At 39.4% G+C, this 14627-nt stretch carries 16 protein-coding genes; 12 read left to right on the top strand and 4 right to left on the bottom strand.

The features are described from left to right. Nucleotides 1-4: 4 nt before the first annotated feature. Genes B1K71_RS10685 through B1K71_RS10675 form a run of 3 tightly spaced genes read right to left on the bottom strand, consistent with a single transcriptional unit; the run spans nucleotide 5 to nucleotide 1090 of the window. The gene (locus tag B1K71_RS10685) at nucleotides 5-574 is read right to left on the bottom strand and encodes a manganese catalase family protein (RefSeq protein WP_077326736.1); all 570 of its coding nucleotides are present in this window, start codon (nucleotides 572-574) and stop codon (nucleotides 5-7) included. Between the two features lie 35 nt (nucleotides 575-609). Next, the gene (locus B1K71_RS10680; RefSeq protein ID WP_281250369.1) at nucleotides 610-840 is read right to left on the bottom strand and encodes a spore coat protein CotJB; all 231 of its coding nucleotides are present in this window, start codon (nucleotides 838-840) and stop codon (nucleotides 610-612) included. A gap of 25 nt (nucleotides 841-865) precedes the next feature. Then, nucleotides 866-1090, bottom strand: coding sequence for a spore coat associated protein CotJA (locus B1K71_RS10675; protein ID WP_077326731.1), 225 nt, complete (start codon nucleotides 1088-1090; stop codon nucleotides 866-868). A 360-nt stretch (nucleotides 1091-1450) separates the two neighbouring features. Between B1K71_RS10675 and B1K71_RS10670 the strand changes: the two genes are divergently transcribed. From B1K71_RS10670 to B1K71_RS10660, 3 genes are all read left to right on the top strand, one after another. Beyond that, complete coding sequence (locus B1K71_RS10670) at nucleotides 1451-2029, top strand: genetic competence negative regulator (protein ID WP_077326729.1); 579 nt, start codon at nucleotides 1451-1453, stop codon at nucleotides 2027-2029. Between the two features lie 215 nt (nucleotides 2030-2244). Next, complete coding sequence (locus B1K71_RS10665) at nucleotides 2245-3477, top strand: Glu/Leu/Phe/Val family dehydrogenase (RefSeq protein ID WP_428848872.1); 1233 nt, start codon at nucleotides 2245-2247, stop codon at nucleotides 3475-3477. A gap of 157 nt (nucleotides 3478-3634) precedes the next feature. Continuing rightward, complete coding sequence (locus tag B1K71_RS10660) at nucleotides 3635-4633, top strand: YpdA family putative bacillithiol disulfide reductase (RefSeq protein ID WP_077326725.1); 999 nt, start codon at nucleotides 3635-3637, stop codon at nucleotides 4631-4633. Between the two features lie 340 nt (nucleotides 4634-4973). On the opposite strand, the gene B1K71_RS10650 is transcribed toward B1K71_RS10660, so the two are convergent. After that, entirely contained in the window at nucleotides 4974-5945 is a 972-nt protein-coding gene (locus B1K71_RS10650) for an asparaginase (protein ID WP_077326721.1), read from the bottom strand. 82 nt (nucleotides 5946-6027) lie between these two features. Here B1K71_RS10650 and prsW point away from each other — a divergent pair, with 82 nt between their 5' ends. The 9 genes from prsW (at nucleotide 6028) to B1K71_RS10605 (ending at nucleotide 14563) form a co-directional block, all read left to right on the top strand. Continuing rightward, nucleotides 6028-6684, top strand: a complete 657-nt coding sequence (gene prsW / locus B1K71_RS10645; RefSeq protein WP_077326719.1) for a glutamic-type intramembrane protease PrsW — start codon at nucleotides 6028-6030, stop codon at nucleotides 6682-6684. 200 nt (nucleotides 6685-6884) lie between these two features. After that, nucleotides 6885-7649, top strand: coding sequence for a spore cortex-lytic enzyme (gene sleB / locus B1K71_RS10640; protein WP_428848871.1), 765 nt, complete (start codon nucleotides 6885-6887; stop codon nucleotides 7647-7649). Between the two features lie 18 nt (nucleotides 7650-7667). Beyond that, nucleotides 7668-9014, top strand: a complete 1347-nt coding sequence (gene ypeB / locus B1K71_RS10635; RefSeq protein ID WP_077326715.1) for a germination protein YpeB — start codon at nucleotides 7668-7670, stop codon at nucleotides 9012-9014. Between the two features lie 193 nt (nucleotides 9015-9207). Next, a complete protein-coding gene (cmk, locus tag B1K71_RS10630) occupies nucleotides 9208-9897 on the top strand; it encodes a (d)CMP kinase (RefSeq protein WP_077326713.1) in 690 nt (229 codons plus the stop codon). Between the two features lies 1 nt (nucleotide 9898). Then, a complete protein-coding gene (locus tag B1K71_RS10625; RefSeq protein WP_077326711.1) occupies nucleotides 9899-10483 on the top strand; it encodes a lysophospholipid acyltransferase family protein in 585 nt (194 codons plus the stop codon). A gap of 95 nt (nucleotides 10484-10578) precedes the next feature. Then, the gene (gene rpsA / locus B1K71_RS10620; RefSeq protein ID WP_077326709.1) at nucleotides 10579-11712 is read left to right on the top strand and encodes a 30S ribosomal protein S1; all 1134 of its coding nucleotides are present in this window, start codon (nucleotides 10579-10581) and stop codon (nucleotides 11710-11712) included. Nucleotides 11713-11881: 169 nt separating this feature from the next. Next, a complete protein-coding gene (der, locus tag B1K71_RS10615; protein WP_077326707.1) occupies nucleotides 11882-13192 on the top strand; it encodes a ribosome biogenesis GTPase Der in 1311 nt (436 codons plus the stop codon). Nucleotides 13193-13205: 13 nt separating this feature from the next. Next, nucleotides 13206-14243 (top strand): NAD(P)H-dependent glycerol-3-phosphate dehydrogenase, encoded by a 1038-nt coding sequence (locus B1K71_RS10610; RefSeq protein WP_077326705.1) that lies wholly within the window; start codon nucleotides 13206-13208, stop codon nucleotides 14241-14243. Between the two features lie 59 nt (nucleotides 14244-14302). Beyond that, nucleotides 14303-14563 carry a stage VI sporulation protein F gene (locus B1K71_RS10605; RefSeq protein ID WP_245799238.1) on the top strand — a complete coding sequence of 87 codons (261 nt, stop codon included), beginning with the start codon at nucleotides 14303-14305 and terminating at the stop codon, nucleotides 14561-14563. Nucleotides 14564-14627: the final 64 nt, after the last annotated feature.

Genomic DNA, 14627 nt, shown 5'->3' with positions numbered 1-14627 from the left:
TATATTAAAAAAATATTTTCTTATCCCGTTCTTCTTTTAAGATTTCAACAGCCTCTCTGAATCGCATTGAATGGACAACTTCTCTTTCACGGAGAAACTTAAGGCTGTCATTTAATTCAGGATCATCTGAAAGGTTGATAATCCACTGATAAGTAGCTCTTGCTTTTTCCTCAGCGGCAATGTCTTCATATAAATCCGCTATTGGGTCTCCCTTTGCCTGGATATATGAAGCCGTCCATGGTGTTCTGTCTGTGTTTTCCGGGAATAAGGCAAGGCTGTGACTGGAATAGTGTCCGCCTAGTCCTGCAGCATCCATTTCTTCTGCTGTTGCGTCTTTGGTTAATTTGTAAATCATGGCGGCAATCATTTCCAAATGGGCAAATTCTTCTGTACCTATATCATTCAACAAACCAACTACTTTGTCCGGAATTGTATACCGTTGATTGAGGTATCGCAATGCTGCGGACAACTCACCGTCTGCTCCGCCGTATTGTTCAGTAAGAAACTTCGCCAGATGCGGGTTACATTCTCTGACTTTAACAGGGTATTGAAGTTTTTTCTCATAATACCACAAACTATCTCCTCCTAAATACCGGTTCTTCTTTCACTTCATACCTGCCATGGCCATGGAGTATCGTTCCAGTTCCATGGATAGTCTGAATAGCTTTTCCCAAATTCCATGAGCGGACCGAATTTCGCCTCAAAATTGTTGGTCAGTTCTTTGCTTTTTCGGACGTATAAATTAAATTGTTCAATTGCATCATAGTCATAAGGGTGCGTATCCAAATAAAGCGTTAATTCGACCAGAACGAAATCAACAGCCTGAAGTTCCTCGAGCATCTGATAATATTCAGGGGAAAGTGTTTTACTCAATTTGTTCACCTCTTCTTGTCGGTGGTGGATAAGGGCTGAACAATGGCTTCCATAAAGTTCCATGGTACAACGCGTCTTTTGGTTCATATTGTGGAAATCCGGGAGGCTGAAAAGGAATATATACTTCAGGGGGAGTGGCATAGGTTTTAATGCGCTTAGGCGGACATGGATCAGTTGGGCTTACAAAAGGCTCCCAGTATTTATATTGGGTATACATATTATCCTCCTTTCAAGTTACTTAACAGACTCTTTTCAAGTGTATGAACTTCGGGGTTGTCTGATTCCCCATTTTTTTCAAAGTTATCCAACGGTATAAAAACATTCTTTAAAATGCATTGTTCGGCGTCTTACACATTATCCATCACCCTGATCAGAAAATCTTCTCCAATTTGAATGGAATGGGTTTACTTGGCGGCATAATACTAATATCCTTGAAAGTAAAGTTAATGTATAACATGTTTTGCTATAGATTGGGCATGTATAATTTGCCTGTGTAGTTCAACAATTGTCAAAATGACATATACTATTAGAAACAGGATTGAAAAGAAACCATTTGGCATGTAAAGGGGGATGCTTTATGCGAATAGAACAAGTATCCAGCAGTCAGTTCACAATTTTTCTTACATTCGATGATTTGGTAGAACGAGGCTTTACAAAAGAAGATCTGTGGCATGATGTTTCGAATGTTCGCAGCCTGTTCAGTGACATGATGTACGAAGCAAGTACCGAACTGGATTTTGAACTGGAGGGAATTCTGCTCGTCCAGGTTCATTTAATGCAAGCGCAGGGTATGCATGTTGTCGTAACCAAAAAGAATGAAAATATAAGCTGGGATGAGGATTTTATTGAAATGAAAGTTACCTTGGATGAAAGCAAGGAATTAATTTTTTCTTTTGAGGAATTTGAAGATATCATCCAGGTTTCCTCCTATTTGGCAGGTTTTAACGTGGATGGCGGTCAGGTTTATTATTTTGACAGCAGGTATTACATGCTTCTGCATGAAAAAGAAGTAGGTATTGACAAGGAGGATATTATCGCTGTTATGTCAGAGTTTTCAACGCCGAGTATTATTACTTCTTATCGGTTGAAGGAGTATGGAAAGGTAATTATGTCAGAAAAAGCAGTTAACCAAGTTATAAACGCATTTTTATGCTGAAATTGGTTGTTTAGTCCCAAAAAAGTGCAATCGCTTACAGTGGAATCGAAAATTCTCTAAGAAAATAGATTTATATTATTGCATATTTATTATGAAAGTGTATACTAATCTCTGAGTGAAGCTATAATCAAAATAATTATTAATTGACAATCTAGGAGGTAAATTTCATGGTAGCCGATAAAGCAGCAGATTCTACCAAAGAAGAAAATAATAAAATGGATGTGTTAGGTTCAACACGAACTGTTGTTAAAACCGCACTGGAAAAACTGGGTTACCCTGATGAAGTATTTGAATTATTAAAAGACCCTATCCGCATGATGACAGTAAGAATTCCTGTCAGAATGGATGATGGATCAATCAAAATCTTCACCGGATACCGTGCACAGCACAATGATGCAGTTGGACCAACAAAAGGTGGAGTCAGATTTCACCCTGATGTAACCGAAACTGAAGTGAAAGCATTATCCATTTGGATGAGCTTAAAGGCAGGTATTGTAGATTTACCGTACGGTGGGGGAAAAGGCGGGATTGTATGTGACCCGCGCGAAATGTCATTCCGTGAACTTGAGGGACTTAGCCGCGGATATGTACGTGCCATTAGTCAAATTGTAGGTCCGACAAAAGATATACCCGCACCGGATGTCTTTACAAACTCACAAATTATGGCTTGGATGCTTGATGAATACAGTCGTATTGATGAATTTAACAGTCCTGGATTTATTACGGGTAAGCCAATCGTACTTGGCGGATCCCATGGAAGAGAATCTGCAACGGCAAAAGGTGTTACAATTGTTATAAATGAAGCTGCGAAGAAGAGAGGAATTGATGTAAAAGGGGCAAGGGTAGTTGTCCAGGGATTTGGAAACGCCGGAAGCTTTCTGTCCAAGTTTTTACATGATGCTGGTGCCAAAGTAGTCGGAATTTCCGATGCCTATGGTGCACTGCATGATCCGGATGGTCTTGACATCGATTACCTTCTTGATAGAAGAGACAGTTTTGGAACGGTTACAAAATTGTTCAATGATACAATTACCAATGAAGAATTACTGGAACTTGACTGTGATATTCTTGTACCGGCGGCAGTTGAGAATCAGATTACCGAAAAAAATGCACATCGCATTAAGGCCGATATTGTAGTTGAAGCTGCCAATGGTCCGACTACACTTGAAGCAACAAAAATATTAACCGAACGTGGGATTTTACTTGTTCCTGATGTGTTATCTTCAGCTGGTGGTGTGACTGTTTCTTATTTTGAATGGGTGCAGAATAACCAGGGATATTATTGGGAAGAAGATGAGATTGAAGAGAAGTTGCAATCCATCATGATTAAGGCTTTTAATAATATTTATAATACTGCACAAACCAGACGAGTTGATATGCGACTTGCTGCGTATATGATTGGTGTGCGGAAAATGGCTGAAGCCGCAAGATTTCGTGGCTGGGTCTAAGCGAACATTTCAAAACAGAATAAATGACGAAAGAACTCTTATCATGTATAGTTGGATAGGAGTTTTTTTGTGTTTAGGTGTTTATAAAAAAGCAGCAAAAAATTATGAGCATGTCTTTATAAATGATCATGAACGGAATAAAGGAAGTGCGTAAGATATGAAAATGGAAAACACGATTATTATTGGCGGTGGACCATGTGGGATGTCATGTGCCATTGAATTGCAGAAGCAAGGTATTAATCCACTTATTATTGAAAAAGAAAACGTTGTAAATACGATTTATAACTTTCCCACACATCAGACGTTTTTCAGTTCAAGCGAGAAACTTGAAATTGGAAATATCCCATTCATAACCGAACGGCAAAAGCCGGTAAGGAACCAGGCTTTAGCATATTACCGATCTGTGGCAGACCGGACAAATCTGCGTCTAAGAACCTTCGAGAAGGTAACGGAAGTAGTCAAAGAAGCAGAATCCTTTTTAATTCGAACCGAAAAATCGGACAACACGAAATGTGAATATAAATGTAAGCATGTGGTTATAGCAACAGGTTACTATGATCAGCCTAACCAAATGAATATTCCAGGAGAGGATCTTCCGAAAGTAATGCATTATTTCAAGGAAGCACATCCATTTTTCAAAAAAGATGTTGTCGTCATCGGAGGAAAAAACTCTGCCGTGGATGCAACCCTCGAATTGAATAAGGCAGGTGCTAACATCACAGTACTTTATCGGGGAAATACGTATTCCAAAAGTATAAAGCCCTGGATTTTGCCAGAATTTGATTCACTAGTCAGAAAAGATATCGTTCGAATGGAATTCAATGCGCAAACACTTGAAATTACAAATGATAGGGTTAAATATATGGTTAATGGCGAAACGAAATCAGTCAGCAATGATTTTGTATTTGCGATGACAGGATATAAGCCAAATAATGATTTTATGAAGCGGATTGGTATTTCCATTAATGAACAAAGTGGCAAGCCAGCTTTTAACGAAATGACGTATGAAACGAATATACCCAATGTTTATGTTGCAGGTGTTGTCGCAGCAGGATATAACAACAATCAAATTTTCATTGAAAATGGACGGCATCATGGCAAACAAATTGCGGATGATATCGTGAATAAAAAGCTGGAAAGCATCGAAAATGCGTAATCCGAAAGACGACAGTGCAGGAATTCAGCGCGTATCAGTTATATACCGGGAAGGATAATGGGAGAACCTGTTGTTTACTGCCCGAACGGTTAAGGAGCACATCCATTCGAGATAGGATGTGCTCCCGCTTATTGGACAGTGGGAAGGTTAACGCGCTGAATAAAGCTTGAAATGTGCTGAACAAAACCGCAAACCCGCTGAAGAAATTCCAAAACCCGCTGAACAAAATCGCTTCTCCGCCGAAGAAAATCCGAATCGCGCTGAACAAAGCTGTCCCCGCTATATCCGGACGGAACCTTACTGTGCTGCATTGTGTTAAAAAATCTTTGGCACCGGCCTTTTATTTTTCCTTTTCAAACATATCGCGTATTAAATTATGGTCATTGGTTTTTTCAAGGGCAATTAATAATTTTATACGTGCCTTTGGTCCAGTCAGACCATTTGTTAGAATGACACCATCTTCTTTCAGTTGTTTTCCACCGCCCTCATAGGCATAAGTAGGCTGTACAATTCCCTGATAACAGCGGGAAACGAGAACGACTGGAATGTTATCAGCAATAAATTTTTGAATGGATGTCACCGTATTTTTAGGAAGGTTACCCTGTCCAAGACCCTCAACAACAAGCCCGTCCGGTTTTCCGGCATATAATGCTTCCAGAATCTGTTGATCCATCCCAGCATAGGCCTTTAATAAAAAAACATTTTTTGTAATTTGTGTAACCGGGTGTGAGTATCTTGAAAGAATCGTATGGTGGAAAATAACAGATTCTTTCGTAATGATTCCCAATGGTCCATATTGCGGGCTCTGAAAGGTTGCCACATTACTGGTTGATGTCTTCGTGACGTTGACAGCACTATGGATTTCATCATTCATTACCACAAGAACTCCTTTTCCGGATGCTTCATCATCAATTGCTACCCGGAGTGAACTGATTAAATTATAGAGAGCATCAGATCCGATTTCATTGCTTGAACGCATCGCTCCGGTTATAATAACCGGAATTGTTGTATTAACAGTCAGTTCCAAAAAATATGCAGTTTCCTCCAATGTGTCTGTCCCATGTGTCACGACTATTCCATCATATTCACTGCTTATTTCATTGATTTTTTCGGCCAATTGCAGCATATGCTTTGGAGTAATGTGCGGTGATGGCAGTGAAAATTCAATGATCTCCTCAACATTTGCATATGAAGTAAAGTAATAGGACAAATCGGTAAGCGGGTGTTTGGCAGTTGTCGAAACTTCTCCCGTTTGTTTATCTTCCAGCATGGAAATAGTTCCGCCAGTATGGATAATTAAAATATTTTTCATCGGAACAGCCTCCTTTATCTATTTTCATTCCCGATACTTAATGGTACGATTAACTCAGCATAATGGGAAGGGGGAAAATGCATTGCTTGCAATAATATCAGCCAGTATTGCACCTGTATTCGCGCTGATGTCGTTCTTTTATCTAAAGGATCGTTTTTCAGAGCCTATTTCTTTAATCGTTAAAACGTTCATCTCCGGCGCGATTCTTGTCTTTCCAATTATGTTTATTCAATATGCGTTTCAAGTCGAGAATTTCAGCGATAATAATTTTGTCCAATCGTTCCTGCTAATTGGCTTTTTTGAAGAATTTTTTAAATGGTTTATATTTATTTATGTGATCTATCATCATACCGAATTTGATGCACACTATGACGGCATTATTTATGCTGTTTCCATAAGTCTTGGCTTTGCTACTATTGAAAATGTATTATATTTGGTCACAAACGGAATAGAGTACGCTTTTTCAAGAGCACTATTTCCCGTTTCATCGCATGCATTATTTGGCGTGATTATGGGTTATTATTTTGGAAAAGCCAAAATGACGGACTTTCATAAAAAGTGGAACGTAACCCTCGCGTTTATACTGCCGTTTCTTCTTCATGGGACATATAATTTTATCCTTAAAACGGTATCAAGTGATTGGCTCGGACTATTGGTCCCGTTTATGATTATACTATGGGTTGTTTGTATAAACAGAATGAAAGCTGCCAATCAGCCGGATAAGTTGAAAAAGATTTAATCAATCCCGTGTATGCAATTGCATACACGGGATTTTTCTATTTACAAAGAAAATGAATAAAAAGTGCTTTTAGTTGAAAAATAGGTACATCATATCTTCTAGCAGCAGGAGGAAATAACATGACCTATCGAACAAAACGATTATCTCTGTCCATTATTATTATATGTTTCATTGCCGTTGGATTACAAACTGCAGCGCCTATGAATCAGGCAGAGGCATTTAGCCCGCAAGTAATCCAGCATGGTGCAACAGGTGATGATGTCATTGAACTTCAGGCAAGACTTCAATATTTAGGATTCTACAATGGAGAAATTGATGGCGTCTTTGGATGGGGGACCTACTGGGCATTAAGAAACTTTCAATATGAATTTGGACTGAAAGTGGATGGATTGGCCGGCCCGGTAACCAAAAATAAACTGGTCGAGGAGAGTAAATACGATAAGCAATATGTCAAAAGTCAAATTAGAAGCGGTAATGAATTCACCTACTATGGCGGTGTTGACCGATCAAAACAGTCAGCACCATCACAACAAGGCAATAATAATACTGCCACACAGCCGACAAAACAGGCAAAACCTAAACCTACTGCGGTAAACGTGCCTCAAGGATATTCACAGAATGATATTAAACTGATGGCAAATGCCGTTCACGGAGAATCAAGGGGTGAGCCGTATGTCGGTCAGGTAGCTGTTGCCGCGGTAATTTTAAATCGTGTTGAAAGTTCTACATTCCCTAATACTATATCGGGTGTGATTTTTGAGCCTAGGGCGTTCACTGCAGTAGCAGATGGGCAAATTTGGCTGACACCGAATGAAACGTCCAAGCAGGCAGTAATGGATGCAATAAACGGATGGGATCCTTCCGGGGGAGCACTATATTATTTCAATCCGGAAACTGCAACATCGGATTGGATATGGTCACGCCCTCAAATCAAAAAAATTGGCAAGCATATATTCTGTAAATAGAAAGGTGTGAGATAAAATATGATACGTTGGATTTTAATCGGAGTTCTAACAATAGGAATAGCAGCAACCGCTGTCTGGGGATATCAGGAGCATCAGGAAAAGAATGACATCCTCGTTCAGGCGGAAAATGATTACCAGCGTGCATTTCACGAACTTACTTATCATGTTGATTTGTTGAATGATAAAATCGGAACGGCACTGGCAATGAACTCCAGAAAAAGCTTGTCCCCACAGTTAGTGGAAATATGGCGGCTGGCATCACAGGCTAACTCTGATGTTGGACAGCTCCCGCTCGTATTGATGCCATTTAACAAAACCGAGGAATTTCTGTCCGAGATTGGTGATTTTACGTATAAAACTGCGGTCAGGGATTTGGGTAAGAAGCCATTAACCGATAAGGAAGTATCAAGGCTTGAGAATCTCTACAAACAATCCAAAGATATCAAAAATGAATTGCGTAAGGTACAAAATGTTGTATTGGAAGAGAATTTGCGCTGGATGGATGTGCAAATGGCCCTTGCTACAGGGGATGAACAATCCGACAACACGATTGTTGATGGATTTAAAACGGTTGAAAAGAAGGTGGAGGGGTACAGTGAAAGCAATGTAGACTCACCACTTTCCGGAACTTCCTCCAAAGAACATAATTATCAGTTTTTAAAAGGGGAAAACACGATTAGTAAAGAGGAAGCGTTGCAGCGAAGCAAAAAAATCTTCCAGGTAAACAATACAGATCATATCAAAATTACCAAAAGCGGAAAGGGTTCAGACTTACCAATCTACAGTATTTCGTATCGCAATGACGACAAAAATGCTTATATGGACATGTCGCAACAAGGAGGACATCCTATTTCGCTGCTTGTTAACCGTAAAATCGGGAAACAAAAAATCAGTTTGAATGAAGGCATGGAAAAAGCAAAATCATACTTGCAGCAAAATGATTTTGAAAAGATGCAAATTTTCCAGAGCAATCAGTATGATAACATTGGTGTTTACTCCTTTTTATATAATCAGGATGGTGTACGTGTATATTCCGATGCAGTTGAGGTTAAAGTCGCCCTGGATAACGGTGATCTCCTTGGTTTTACTGCCAAAAATTATTTTATGAATCATAAAAAGCGGAATATACCGGAACCTAAAATTTCTGCAAAAGAAGCAAAAAGCCATGTAAATCCTGATGTAAAAATAAATGAAAAACACCTTGCGATAATTGACAATGATATGGGAAAAGAAGTACTGACATATGAATTTCTTGGAGTACTGGGTAATGAAACCTACCGTATTTTTATCAATGCGAAGGATGGGACAGAAGAAAAGGTTGAAAAGTTGGATGGAAAGGAAGTTGACTTTTCTGCAGTTTCCTAATCACTATGAAAGAAGATAAATAAAATATTTGTTTGATGAAGGAAGGGAGGCGACCCCTTCCTTTTTTCTGGTTATATCAAAACAAATAGACCTCTATTTCAATAATATGTTATTATTTACTGTAGAGTCATGGGAAATTTGGAAGGTGCTATTTTATAATTTGCAGGAATAATGAGAGGAATGAAAGGCATAAATGAATACAGCTGAAATAGCGATAGCAATTGATGGACCTGCGGCTGCAGGGAAAAGTACTGTTGCGAAAATCGCAGCCCAAAAACTTAACTATATCTATGTTGATACAGGCGCGATGTATCGGGCATTAACATTAAAGTCACTTAATAGCGGGGTAGACGTTGATGATGAGCGTCTTCTTGGTGATCTGTTAAAACAGACTGAAATTGAACTGGTTCAAGGGGAACAGAATCAGCATGTTATGTTGGATGGAAAAGATGTAACAGATGAAATTCGGACAGAACAGGTTACAAATCATGTTTCTTATGTTGCCAAACATCCTGAAATACGAAGAGAAATGGTCAACCGTCAGCAGCGGATGGCCGAAAAACGCGGAGTAGTTATGGATGGAAGGGATATTGGAACCCACGTACTGCCCAACGCCGAAGTGAAAATTTTCCTGATAGCGAGTGTGGAAGAACGCGCAAGAAGAAGACATAAGGAAAATTTGCAAAAAGGGTTTTCATCTGATTTGGAAACACTGAAAAAGGAAATCGAACAACGCGATTTATTAGATTCACAGCGGAAAGCCTCACCACTCTTAAAAGCGGAGGATGCCATTGAAATTGATACAACGTCTTATACCATCGTCGAAGTGGCAGATAAAATTTTGGAAGAAGTTTATAACGTAATGGGAACAAGAGGAGATTGAAATGAGCCTATATAAATTTGCTAAAACAGTGGTGGCAATCCTTCTGTTCCCGATATACCGATTCAAGGTTATCGGTAAAGAAAATGTACCCAAACATGGCCCGGTAATCATTTGTTCCAATCATATTTCCAATCTGGATCCTCCTGTTGTGGGAATCACCTCCCCTCGGGATATTTATTTTATGGCAAAAGGTGAATTGTTTGAAAAAAAAATTCTGGGGAAACTGCTTATTAAAATCCATGCATTTCCAGTAAAACGAGGGATGGGTGACCGAAATGCGCTTCGCAAAGGCCTGGGAATATTGAAGGAGAACGAAACATTGGGACTTTTTCCGGAAGGAACACGAAGTAAAACCGGAACAGTGGGAAAAGGTCTGGCAGGTGCAGGTTTTTTCGCGTTACGTTCAAAAGCAAAGATTGTACCTTGTGCGATAATCGGACCCTATAAACCAGGAAAACGACTAACGGTCATCTATGGAAAACCGATGGATATAGAAACCTATCGGGAAAACAAGTCTTCAGCAAAAGATACAACAGAAGCTATAATGGGTGAAATAAAAAAATTAATCGATAATCACAATTCCTGACATGCATTGCTTGACAAATAATTATAAATATTAGAAGTTATAAAAAAGAGATAATTCGATTCTTTGTTGGTTTGTACTTTAAGGAGGGCTTTTGAATGAGTGAATATAATAATGAAATACCGGAACTGAACGTGGGTGAACTTATCACGGGAACCGTTGTTAAAGTGGAGGAAAAACAGGTTCTTGTTGATATTGGATATAAAACGGAAGGTATCGTACCAATAAGTGAATTGTCCAACCTCCATATTGAAAAAGCCGGTGATGTGGTGAAGGAGAATGATGAACTCTCATTGCAGATCAAAAAGATTGAAGACGATGAGGTCATTTTATCCAAAAAGGCTGTAGATGCAGACAAAGCTTGGGAATCACTTGCCAAAAAGTTTGAGAATGATGAAGTATTTGAAACAGAAATTAAGGATATTGTAAAAGGCGGACTGGTTGTTGATGTGGGTCTGCGCGGTTTTATTCCAGCCTCATTGGTTGAAACGTATTTTGTTGAAGATTTTTCAGATTATAAAAATGAGGTTATGCGAGTAAAAATTATTGATCTTAACAGGGAACAGAATCGGGTTATTTTGTCACATCGAGACGTTATTCAGGATGAGGCAGACACGAAAAAACAACAATTGCTGCAAGAACTGGATGCAGGACAAGTACTTGAAGGTACTGTACAACGCATCACAAGTTTTGGTGCGTTTGTGGACCTTGGGGGCATTGACGGACTTGTGCATATTTCCCAACTTGCACATGAGCATGTGGAAAAAACTTCGGATGTTGTATCTGAAGGAGATACAATAAAGGTGGAAATTTTATCAGTTGATCGCGACAATGAACGAATTTCCCTGTCCCGTAAAAAAACACTTCCGGGACCTTGGACAGATATAGAGGAAAAGGTATCAAAGGGAGATGTGCTTGAAGGAAAGGTAAAACGTCTTGTGAGTTTTGGTGCATTCATCGAAGTTCTGCCCGGGGTAGAAGGTCTTGTTCATATTTCGCAAATTGCCAACAGACATATCGGTACACCACAAGAAGTTTTGGATACAGGACAAACGGTTAAAGTAAAAGTTTTGGATGTAAGTGAAGCTGACCAGCGAATTTCCCTTTCCATTAAGGAACTGGAAGCGGAGCAGGAAGCACAGGAGTTCAAAAAATATGAAAAAGATGACGATCAGCTTGGCTTTCAAGTCGGTGATTTCATCGGTGATAAATTGGATAAATATAAATCATAAATATATTGAATGCTCTTTCCATCAGGAAGGAGCAATTTTTTTGTGCATTCCCGCAGGCTATTTTCCGTTAATAATTGTCTATATGGTTTTCTTTTGCTAGAATAAGTAAATGCTGTATACATAGAAGCAAATAAAATGTGAATGAAAAGATAGAAAGGATGTTCCTTTCATGAGGAAATCTGCAGTTGCGATAGTGGGCAGACCTAACGTTGGCAAATCAACTATTTTCAACCGCCTTGTCGGAGAAAGAATTTCAATCGTTGAAGACATTCCAGGTGTGACAAGGGATCGGATATATGCAGAGGGGGAGTGGCTTACAACCACCTTTAATTTGATTGATACCGGCGGAATTGACGTCGGAGATGAACCATTGCTCGTACAAATGCGGCAGCAAGCTGAGGTTGCAATCGATGAAGCTGATGTCATTATTTTCTTATTGAATGGCAGAGAAGGTATAACTGCAGCAGATGAAGAAGTTGCCAAATTGTTATATAAATCGAATAAGCCGGTAGTTGTTGGTGTAAACAAAATGGACAATCCGGAAATGCGGCAGGAAATATATGAATATTATTCACTCGGTTTCGGGGAACCATATCCAATTTCCGGTTCACATGGATTGGGATTAGGCGATTTGCTTGATGAAGTCGTGAAGCATTTTCCTGAAATTGATAGTGAGGAAGATCGTGAAGATACGATTTACTTCAGCCTGATTGGCAGGCCAAATGTAGGTAAATCTTCTCTTGTTAATGCTATGCTGAATGAAGAAAGGGTCATTGTCAGCGAAATGGAAGGTACTACAAGAGATGCTGTTGACACACATCTGCAAAAGGACGGACAGGATTATGTCATCATTGATACTGCTGGCATGCGCAAAAGAGGCAGAGTGTACGAAACGACTGAAAAATATAGTGTAATGCGTGCACTGAAGGCAATCGAAAGGTCTGATGTTGTTCTTGTCCTAATTGATGCTGAAACTGGAATCAGAGAACAGGACAAAAAAATCGCAGGCTATGCACATGATGCTGGACGGGCAATTATTATTGTCGTCAACAAATGGGATACAGTTGAATCCAGTGATAAAGCAATGCGGGAATTCGAAAAAAAGGTCAGAGCACATTTTCAGTTTCTTGATTATGCGCCAATTGTTTTTCTTTCGGCCAAAACCAAAAAAAGATTGCATACACTGATTCCTTCCATAAGGACTGCAAGTGAAAATCATGCAAAACGCATACAGACAAATGTTTTAAATGATGTAATTATGGATGCACTGGCGATGAATCCAACGCCAACTGTTAAAGGAAGACGACTGAAGGTGCTTTATGCGACTCAAGTGGCTGTTAAACCGCCAAGTTTTGTTGTTTTCGTTAATGATCCTGATTTAATGCACTTTACGTATAAACGATTTCTTGAAAATAAAATACGGGATGCATTTGGATTTACAGGTACACCAATAAAAATATTCGCAAGAAGACGTCAATAAGGAGGCTATATCATTGAGTAAAGTAGCTGTATTAGGTGCTGGAAGCTGGGGAACAGCACTCAGTATTGTTCTGTCTGACAATGGTCATGATGTACGATTATGGACACACCGTAAAGAACAGGCAGATCTAATTAATCGAACACACCGAAACGAAAGTTATTTAAACGTGGAGATCCCTTCCCAAATAAAGGCATTTGATAGTTTAAAGGAAGCCATTAATGGCGTAACAGCAATCGTTCTTGTGGTTCCAACAAAAGCAATCCGGGAAGTATGCGGACAATTGAATCCTATTGTGGAAAATAATACTACAATTATTCACGCCACAAAGGGTATTGAACCTGAATCCCTGAAACGTGTGTCGCAAATAATCAGTGAGGAAATGGATGCATATAGTTATGAAGATATTGTTGTACTGTCTGGTCCAAGTCACGCGGAAGAGGTAGGCAAAAGATTACCGACAACAGTTACTGTCTCATCATTGGACAGCGGTAATGCCGAACTTGCTCAAGATTTATTTATCAATGAATCATTTCGGGTTTATACAAGTCCGGACGTTGTTGGGATTGAACTTGGAGGTGCATTGAAGAACATCATTGCACTTGGTGCAGGAATATCGGATGGATTGGGGTATGGTGATAATGCCAAAGCAGCATTAATTACAAGGGGGCTAGCAGAAATTACCCGTCTGGGTGCATCCCTTGGTGCCAATCCATTATCATTTTTGGGATTACCGGGTGTAGGTGATCTGATTGTTACATGTACAAGTGTACACAGCCGTAACTGGCGAGCGGGTAACCTGCTCGGAAAAGGCAAAAAACTCGATGAAGTATTGGAACAGATGGGGATGGTGGTTGAAGGAGTACGTACCGCAAAGGCAGCCCATCAGTTTGCACAGGAACAGAAAATTGAAATGCCGATTACAGATGGTATTTATGAGATATTATTTAATAATAAAAACCCACGTGACATCGTTGAACAACTGATGAATCGAAATAAGCGGGAAGAAATGGATGATCTTGCAGATTTGATAGGCGGAAATTATTCCAAATAACACGTAAACGCATACCTTGCATATACTATGCTGAAGTAATAATGCAGGGAGGCGAGCGTGTGAGTGAATCCCGAAATGATCCATTTGACAAAATTCAGCAGCAGGCAAATGTAAATCCGGACCAAATATATAAAGTGGCTGAATCTGTCAAGCATGCCGATTTTTCGGATGAAAAAACAGTGAGAATGTTGATTCAGAGGCTTTCAAAGATTGCCGGAAAGCCTATTTCAAAGGCTAAAGAAGATAAAATTGTGGAATCCATAACGAACAACAACATGCCTACAGATATGCAGACTTTGAATCAACTGTTTAAAAAGTAGTTATATTTGGGCAAGTGAGGATACAACAAGGAGTATGATCGCATAAAATAAATCGCACAAGCAT

The sequence above is a fragment of the Virgibacillus siamensis genome (assembly GCF_900162695.1).
GTDB lineage: Bacteria > Bacillota > Bacilli > Bacillales > Amphibacillaceae > Lentibacillus > Lentibacillus siamensis_A.
Note: the sequence above shows the minus strand (reverse complement) of the source record. Positions and strands in the feature narration are given on the sequence as shown.